7 protein-coding genes and 1 pseudogene are annotated in these 7,789 nt (G+C 68.1%); 7 read left to right on the top strand and 1 reads right to left on the bottom strand.

The window, feature by feature from the left end; translation table 11 throughout:
• From AO398_RS07575 to AO398_RS07555, 5 genes and pseudogenes are all read left to right on the top strand, one after another.
• Window positions 1-495: pseudogene (locus AO398_RS07575) on the top strand (cell division protein FtsZ); the annotation flags it as partial.
• Between the two features lie 437 nt (window positions 496-932).
• On the top strand, window positions 933-1,880 hold the full coding sequence (lpxC, locus tag AO398_RS07570; RefSeq protein ID WP_058191441.1) for a UDP-3-O-acyl-N-acetylglucosamine deacetylase: 948 nt from the start codon (window positions 933-935) through the stop codon (window positions 1,878-1,880).
• A gap of 192 nt (window positions 1,881-2,072) precedes the next feature.
• The gene (locus AO398_RS07565) at window positions 2,073-2,954 is read left to right on the top strand and encodes an outer membrane protein assembly factor BamD (RefSeq protein ID WP_058191440.1); all 882 of its coding nucleotides are present in this window, start codon (window positions 2,073-2,075) and stop codon (window positions 2,952-2,954) included.
• Between the two features lie 178 nt (window positions 2,955-3,132).
• Window positions 3,133-4,806 (top strand): DNA repair protein RecN, encoded by a 1,674-nt coding sequence (gene recN, locus AO398_RS07560; RefSeq protein ID WP_058191439.1) that lies wholly within the window; start codon window positions 3,133-3,135, stop codon window positions 4,804-4,806.
• A gap of 117 nt (window positions 4,807-4,923) precedes the next feature.
• Window positions 4,924-5,124 (top strand): hypothetical protein, encoded by a 201-nt coding sequence (locus AO398_RS07555; RefSeq protein ID WP_058191438.1) that lies wholly within the window; start codon window positions 4,924-4,926, stop codon window positions 5,122-5,124.
• A 56-nt stretch (window positions 5,125-5,180) separates the two neighbouring features.
• On the opposite strand, the gene AO398_RS07550 is transcribed toward AO398_RS07555, so the two are convergent.
• Window positions 5,181-5,426 (bottom strand): hypothetical protein, encoded by a 246-nt coding sequence (locus AO398_RS07550; RefSeq protein WP_058191437.1) that lies wholly within the window; start codon window positions 5,424-5,426, stop codon window positions 5,181-5,183.
• A gap of 254 nt (window positions 5,427-5,680) precedes the next feature.
• Here AO398_RS07550 and pstS point away from each other — a divergent pair, with 254 nt between their 5' ends.
• Complete coding sequence (pstS, locus tag AO398_RS07545) at window positions 5,681-6,721, top strand: phosphate ABC transporter substrate-binding protein PstS (protein ID WP_058191436.1); 1,041 nt, start codon at window positions 5,681-5,683, stop codon at window positions 6,719-6,721.
• A gap of 84 nt (window positions 6,722-6,805) precedes the next feature.
• Window positions 6,806-7,783 (top strand): phosphate ABC transporter permease subunit PstC, encoded by a 978-nt coding sequence (gene pstC / locus AO398_RS07540; protein WP_058191435.1) that lies wholly within the window; start codon window positions 6,806-6,808, stop codon window positions 7,781-7,783.
• The last annotated feature ends 6 nt before the right edge of the window (window positions 7,784-7,789 follow it).

Below are 7,789 nucleotides of genomic sequence, written 5' to 3'. Positions count from 1 at the left end.
CAGGCCGTGCAGGATCCGCAGGTCCAGGCCGGCCCGTTCGTGCCGCCGCGTCCGGCTGCCCCGGCCGCCGCGCCGCTCGCCCGGGCCCCGCGCATGCCGCAGATCCACGAGTTGCCGGCGATCGCCCAGAATCAGATCCTGGCGAACCGGGCGGCCGAGGAAGCAGCGCCGGAGTCCAAGCGGACCTCGCTGCTGCGTCGCCTCGCCACCGTCGGTTTCGGCGGAAAGCGCGACGAGATGGAAGGCGTGCCCGCCCCGCGGGCCGCGGCCCCGGTCGCTCCGCAGCCGCACGCAGCCCAGCCGCAGCACCTGGCTCAGCCGCAGTTGAACCATCCCCACGTGCCGCCGGCCCCGCGCGCCCCGCTCCCGGCGGCGCCGCAGTACCGGCCGGCCCAGGGCGGCCTCGATGCCCAAGGCCGCATCGCGCCCCAATCGCGGATGATGGACGACGACCAGCTCGAGATCCCGGCGTTCCTCCGCCGCCAGGCGAACTGAACGGCCTCGATCCGGGACGAGAAGCAGAGCCGGCGGGAAACCGCCGGCTCTTCGCGCTGCACCGAAGCAACTCTTGGTTGCTGATCCGGAGGACAGGAGTCACAGCGGCGTTAACGTTTGTGACGCTATCCCCAGGCGCGTGATGCATCGACGCCACAGAATGACCGTCGGTTAGCCACGCATTAACCAAGCTTTAAGCCTTTGTACCATCACGTTTTTAGCGGCTCCCAGCAGCAAGCGTGTCTGTAACAGAGCGTAAGAATCCGTGATTTGGCGGCCCTGTGCGGTGCAGCTATAGACACTCGTAGACCAATGAGACGCGCTTCAGGACACAACCTGATAGCGCGGATGGGGCTTCAAGCAGCGGACGGATCGGACAGTTTCCTCACCATCCCCGGTCGGGATGGCGGGACCTGATCGCGGCCGGGGGCTAATGAATGCGAACGCATAAACAGACGACCCTGAAGGGGCCCGTGACGCTCTCGGGCGTAGGGGTCCATTCCGGAAACCCGGCCGAGATCACGATTCGGCCCGCTCCCGCCAATCACGGCATCGCGTTTCTTCGCACCAGCACCACCCATGGCAACGACCGCCTGATCAAGGCCCATCACGCCCTCGTCTCCGCCACCGAACTCTGTACCGTCATCGGTGACGTCGAGACCGGTGCCGTCGCCACCATCGAGCATCTGATGTCGGCCCTCTACGGACTGGGTGTCGACAACGCCCTGGTCGAGATCGACGGGCCCGAGATGCCGATCCTCGACGGGTCTGCCCTCCAATTCGTTCACGCCATCGACACGGTCGGGATCGCTTCCTGCGCCACCCCGCGCCGCTGGCTCAAGGTCCTGCGCCACGTCCGCATCGAGACCGGCCGCGCCTTCGCGGAACTGCGCCCGATCGACCGGGGCTTCCGCCTCGACGTGGAGATCGATTTCGACAGCCCGGTGATCGGCCGCTCGCGCAAGGCGATGGACCTGTCGCCCGCCACCTACCGCCGCGAGATCGCCGGTGCCCGCACCTTCGGGATGATGAAGGACGTCGAGCGCTACTGGAAGGCCGGCTTCGCGCTGGGCGCCTCGCTTGAGAACACCGTCGCCGTCGGCGAGACCGCTGTGGTCAACCCCGAGGGCCTGCGCTTCCCGGACGAGTTCGTCCGCCACAAGATCCTCGATGCGGTCGGCGACCTCGCGCTGGCCGGCCTGCCGATCCAGGGGGCCTACCGCTCCTATTGTGGCGGCCACCGGATGAACGTCGGCGTGCTCTCCGCCCTGTTCGCCGATCGATCGAACTACGCCATCGTCGAGGCGCAGGGCTCGCGCCGCGAGGCCGTGCTCTCGGAACTCGGCGTCGGCCTCGGCATCGCCGCCTTCGCCGGCGAGCTCTGATCCCGAAACTGTCACCCGCGGGCCACAGCCGGCAACCGATCCAGGCTGCCGCAGCCTTGCCGCTTTCGTGCCCGAATCAAACGTCACGGTTTAATAGTCCGTGAACGACGGGCACGGCCCGGTCGGGTCGGATCCACTCACGCGATGGCACGACGGCGCGGGACGTGCGCCGGTTCCGGGAAAGAGCGCCAGATGCCTGTCACCATTCGTCATCGCCGGGCGGCGGCCTTCATGGCGCCCCTCGTGGCCGTTCTCGGCCTGGGCCTCGGTGGCTGCGACTTCGACCCGACCAACCTCTTCGCCGAGAAGTACAAGCCCGAGGTCGTACCGGACGTCCCGGCGGACAAGCTCTACAGCGAGGGTCTGGCCAAGCTGGAAGACAGCGACTACGAGGGCGCCGTCAAGAAGTTCGACAATCTCGACAAGCAGTACCAGTATTCCGAGTGGTCCCGGAAGGCGCTGCTGATGACGGCCTACGCGAACTACGAGGGCCAGAAGTACGACGAGGCGATCAGCGCGGCGAAGCGGTATCTGCAGCGCCACCCGGCCAGCAAGGATGCGGCCTACGCGCAGTACCTGATGGCGATGTCGAACTACAAGCAGATCCCGGACGTGACCCGCGATCAGGACCGGTCCGAGAAGGCTCTGGTTGCCCTGCAGGAGCTGGTTCAGAAGTATCCGACCTCGGAATATTCGACCGACGCACGGTCCAAGATCCAGATCACCCGTGACCAGCTCGCCGGCAAGGAGATGGAGGTGGGCCGCTTCTACCTGGAGCGGCGCAACTTCCCGGCCGCGATCAACCGGTTCCGCGACGTCGTCGCCAAGTACCAGACCACCCGCCACGCGGAAGAGGCGCTCGAGCGCCTGACCGAGGCGTACTGGGCGCTCGGCATCACCCAGGAGGCGCAGAACTCCGCGGCCGTGCTGGGGCATAACTTCCCGGACAGTCCCTGGTACAAGGATGCGCACGCGCTCCTGGCCCAGGGCGGCCTCGAGCCGCGCGAGGAGAAGACCTCGTTCCTGTCCAAGATCTATCGGACCGTGACGGGCAAGACCGCCTCGGCCGAGTGAGAACCGCGCGGACTGCAGTCCGCACGACGACGCCCCAAGGCCCGGAGCCGCCGCTCCGGGCCTTTCTCGTCTGCGCAGCCCCGCGGCACTGGGGATGGCGGACGTCGCATTTTTGGGGTGAATCCGCGCCGCAGCGGCCTTATGTCTGCGGTCCCTTCCTCAGGAATCCCGTCGCCGCATGCTGGCGCAGCTCGCGATCCGCGACATCGTTCTGATCGACAGGCTCGAACTGAATTTCCGGACGGGGCTGAGTGTCCTCACCGGGGAGACGGGCGCGGGCAAATCGATCCTGCTCGACGCTTTCGCCCTGGCCCTGGGCGGCCGCGGCGATCGCGCGCTCGGGCGCCACGGCGAGGCCCAGGGCGGGGTCACCGCGGTGTTCGACCTGCCCCTCGACCACCCGGCCCGCCAGATCGCGGCCGAGGCCGAGATCGATACCGAGGGCGACCTGATCCTGCGCCGGACCCAGATGGCGGACGGCCGCACCCGCGCCTTCGTCAACGACCAGCCGGTGGGCGTGCAGGTCCTGCGGGCCATCGGCGCGGCGCTGGTGGAGATTCACGGTCAGCACGATGACCGGGCCCTGGCCGACCCGGCCTCGCACCGGGCGATCCTCGACGCCTTCGGGGGGCTGCAGAGCCAGCTGGGGAAGGTCGCGGCAGCGGCCAAAGCCGTGCGCACGGCCCGCGCAGAGCTCGCCGAGCACCGCGCCCGCATCGAAGCCGCCCGGAAGGAGGCCGATTTTCTGCGCCACGCGGTCGAGGAACTCGCCGCCCTGGCGCCGCTGCCCGGGGAGGAAGCCCAGCTCGCCGAGCGCCGCAGCATCATGCAGCAATCGGAAAAGGTCGCCCGCGAGCTGAACGAGGCGCTGGACGCGGTCGGCGGTCCGCATTCCGGCGTGCCACATATCTCGGCCGCCCTGCGCAAGCTGGAGCGCCGCGCCGGCCATCTGCCGGCGCTGATCGATCCCTGCGTCAACGCCCTCGCCGCGGCCCTGGTCGCCCTCGACGAGGCACGCGCGGTCCTGGACGCAGCCGTCGCCGAGACGGAGTTCGACCCGCGCGACCTGGAACGGGCGGAAGAGCGGCTGTTCGCCCTGCGTGCCGCCTCCCGCAAATACGACGTCCCGGCCGACGACCTCGCGGCTCTGGCGGAGCGCTATGCCGGCGAAGTCGCAACCCTCGATGCCGGCGAAGCGGCCCTGGAAGGTCTGGAACAGGCCCGCGCCAAGGCCGAGTCCGTGTACGCCGAGGCGGCGGAAAAGCTCAGCGCCGGGCGCCGACGGGCGGCCAAGCAGCTCGACGCCGCCGTGAAGGCCGAATTGCCACCGTTGAAGCTGGAGCGCGCTCGGTTCATCACCGAGATCGCCACCGATCCGGAGGCCCGCGATCCGGCCGGCATCGACCGGGTCGAGTTCTGGGCCCAGACCAATCCCGGGACCAAGCCCGGCCCGATGATGAAGGTCGCCTCCGGCGGCGAGTTGTCGCGCTTCATGCTAGCTTTGAAGGTCGTGCTCGCCGACAAGGGCTCGGCCCCGACCCTGATTTTCGATGAGATCGATACCGGCGTCGGCGGCGCCGTGGCCGACGCAATCGGCCTGCGCCTGGCGCGCCTCGCCAGCACGGTGCAGGTCGTCGCGGTGACCCACGCACCCCAGGTCGCGGCGCGGGCGAGCACGCATTTTCTGATCGCAAAGGCGCCCGTGAAGGGCGCCGGCCGCGTCGCCACCAGGGTGGCGAGCCTGCCGGTGGCGGAGCGCCGCGAGGAGATCGCCCGGATGCTGGCCGGCGCCACCGTGACCGACGAAGCTCGGGCGGCGGCGGCCCGGCTGCTTCAAGGCGCGGACGCGTAAACACGCGTCAACCTTAACCGTTGGTTGAGCGTAACCCTTCGTTAACCATTTTTACCGAGACTGTTTTCATCCCGGTGCCGTGCTGAGGCGTACGCGGTTTAAGGGCGGGAGGAACACATGAAGCCGTCTATCGTCGCGTCCGATGGGCGCCCGCACCTCGGTCGGCGCCTCAAACAGGCGATCGACACGCAGCAGCTCGGCCTGACGCTTCGCACCGTTTACGAAGGCAGCGTCGACACGCAGCCGATCACCGACACCCATGTCGAACTCCTGCTGCGCCTGCGCCAGAAGGAGCGCGAGCTGCGCCGGGCCGGCTAGGGCCGTCCAACTGCCGGATCCGTATTTGCTTCGGCAGAATTTTTTTTCAGCCGGCGCTACCAGCGCCGCGAGCCGGGTCGCCGACGGTACTCGGCCGCCCGAATCTGCGTCAGGATCCTGTCGAGATCGACCAAAAGCTCGGCCTCCTCGAGCCGCGCCCGCGCCTCCGCCTCGGCGTCGGTGCCGTAACGCTGGCGCGCCTGCGCCAGGCTCAGCGCACGCTCCACGGCTTCGCGGTCAGCATGCAAGGCGCGCCAGCCCGCGTCGGGACCTGCCTCCGCGTCGGTCCCCTGGTCATCCACGATCCGACCACCTTCCCAGCATCGCGGACGGCATCGTCGAGCGCCGCCACAGGGCCTGAACGCACGAGCGACCGAAACCGGTCCCTCGGCCCTGCGACGCGGTGTCATGCCGATGTCATCTCACTGTCGTAACGCCCGACCCATCGGGCGGCCGGCGCCGGGTCTTTAGGAAGACCGGCCGCACAGCTCTGCCGCGGGCATGGGCTTGCCGGCAGAGAGGCGCAGGCTTTCGCCCGACGGCAACGGAGATATCCTTGAGACCCTTCGCTTACGCGCTCGCCGTCGGCCTCGCGACGGTTCAGCTGGCGTCCGCGGCACTCGCTGCCGACATCACAGGGGCCGGCGCCACCTTCCCGTTCCCGGTCTACTCCAAGTGGGCCGAAGCCTACCGCAAGGAGACCGGCTCCGGGCTGAACTACCAGTCCATCGGCTCCGGCGGCGGCATCAAGCAGATCCAGGCCAAGACCGTCGATTTCGGCGCCACCGACGCGCCGCTCAAGGGCGAGCAGCTGGCCAAGGACGGCCTCGTCCAGTTCCCGACCGTGATGGGCGGCGTTGTGCCGGTGGTGAACATCGCCGGACTCGAGCCCGGCAAGCTGAAGCTCACCGGCGACATTCTGGCCGACATCTACGCCGGCAAGATCTCGAAGTGGTCCGATCCGCGGATCGCGAAGCTCAACGAGGGCGTGAAGCTCCCCGACGCCACCATCACCCCGGTCTACCGGTCCGACGCCTCGGGCACGACCAACATCTTCACGACGTACCTGTCCCAGGCCTCCGAGACCTGGAAGAAGGAGTACGGCGCGGCCACGACGATCTCCTGGCCGGTCGGGCAGGGCGGCAAGGGCAACGAGGGCGTGACCGCCACCGTGAAGCAGGTGCCGAACGCCATCGGCTACGTCGAATCCGCCTATGCCAAGCAGAACAAGCTGGCTTACGCCCTGTTGCAGAACAAGGCCGGCAAGTATCCGCAGCCGGAAGACAAGGCTTTCCAGGCCGCCGCCGCCAGCGCCGACTGGAAGTCAGCTCCCGGTTTCGGCATCTCCCTGACCAATCAGCCGGGCGACGACGCGTGGCCGATCACGGCGGCGACCTTCATCCTTGTCCACAAGGAAGCGACCGATCCGGCCAAGGCCGCCGATACGCTGAAGTTCTTCGACTGGGCCTACAAGAACGGCGACAAGCTCGCCGCAGACCTCGATTACGTGCCGCTGCCGGACAACGTCGTCGCTCTGATCCACGAAGAGTGGAAATCTGTGAAGGGCAAAGACGGTAAGCCCGTCTTCAACATGTGAGACAGTTGGGGAGGGGGTTGCAACCCCCTCCCTCGCCTCGCGGCCCGCACCGCGCTACCACGCCCCCTTCGCAGAGAATCGCGGATGCCCGCTTTGACCGAGACGATTGCCCTCGCACGACCCCGCGCAGCCGCTGCGCGCAAAGGGCCGAGCCGGAGCCTCGACACCCTGTTTCGGGTCTGCTCCTACGGTGCCGCACTGTTCGTGCTCATCGTGCTGGCCGGGATCCTGGGTTCGATCCTGTATGGCGGCTGGCCAGCCTTCCGGGAATTCGGCTTCGCCTTCCTGACCTCCAGCGCCTGGAACGTCGGGACCGAGCAATACGGCGCCCTGGTCGCCGTTATCGGCACCGTGGCCTCGGCCACCCTGGCGCTTCTGATCGGCGTGCCGGTCTCCCTGGGGATCGCCGTCTACCTCACGCAGCTCTGCCCGGGCTGGGCCCGCAAGCCGGTGGCGATGACCATCGAGCTGCTCGCCGCGGTGCCCAGCATCATCTACGGCATGTGGGGCCTGTTCGTTTTCGCGCCCCTGTTCGCGCGCTTCATCCAGATCCCGGTCTCGAACCTGGTCGAGGGCATGCCGGTCGTCGGCACGCTGTTCTATGCCCGGGTGCCGTCCGGCGTCGGCGTCTTCACCGCCGGCATCATCCTGGCGATCATGATCGTGCCGTTCATCGCCTCGATCGCTCGGGACATGCTCGACCAGATCCCCACCGTGCTGCGCGAGAGCGCCTACGGCATCGGCTGCACCACCTGGGAGGTGGTGCGCCACGTGCTGGTGCCTCAGGCCTCCGTCTCGATCATCGGGGCGATCATGCTCGGACTCGGTCGCGCGCTCGGCGAGACGATGGCGGTGACCTTCGTGATCGGCAACGCCAACCGCCTCTCGGCCTCGATCTTCGACCCGAGCTCGACCATCGCGTCGCGCATCGCCAACGAGTTCAACGAGGCCGACGGTCTCCAGCTCAACGCGCTGATGGCCCTGGGCTGCATCCTCTTCGTGATCACCTTCGTGGTGCTCATCATCGCCCGGCTGCTGACGCGCCGCGTCAAGGCTGCCTGAGGAGGG

Source organism: Methylobacterium sp. GXS13 (assembly GCF_001455965.1).
GTDB lineage: Bacteria > Pseudomonadota > Alphaproteobacteria > Rhizobiales > Beijerinckiaceae > Methylobacterium.
This window is presented reverse-complemented; position numbering and strand designations above follow the sequence as displayed.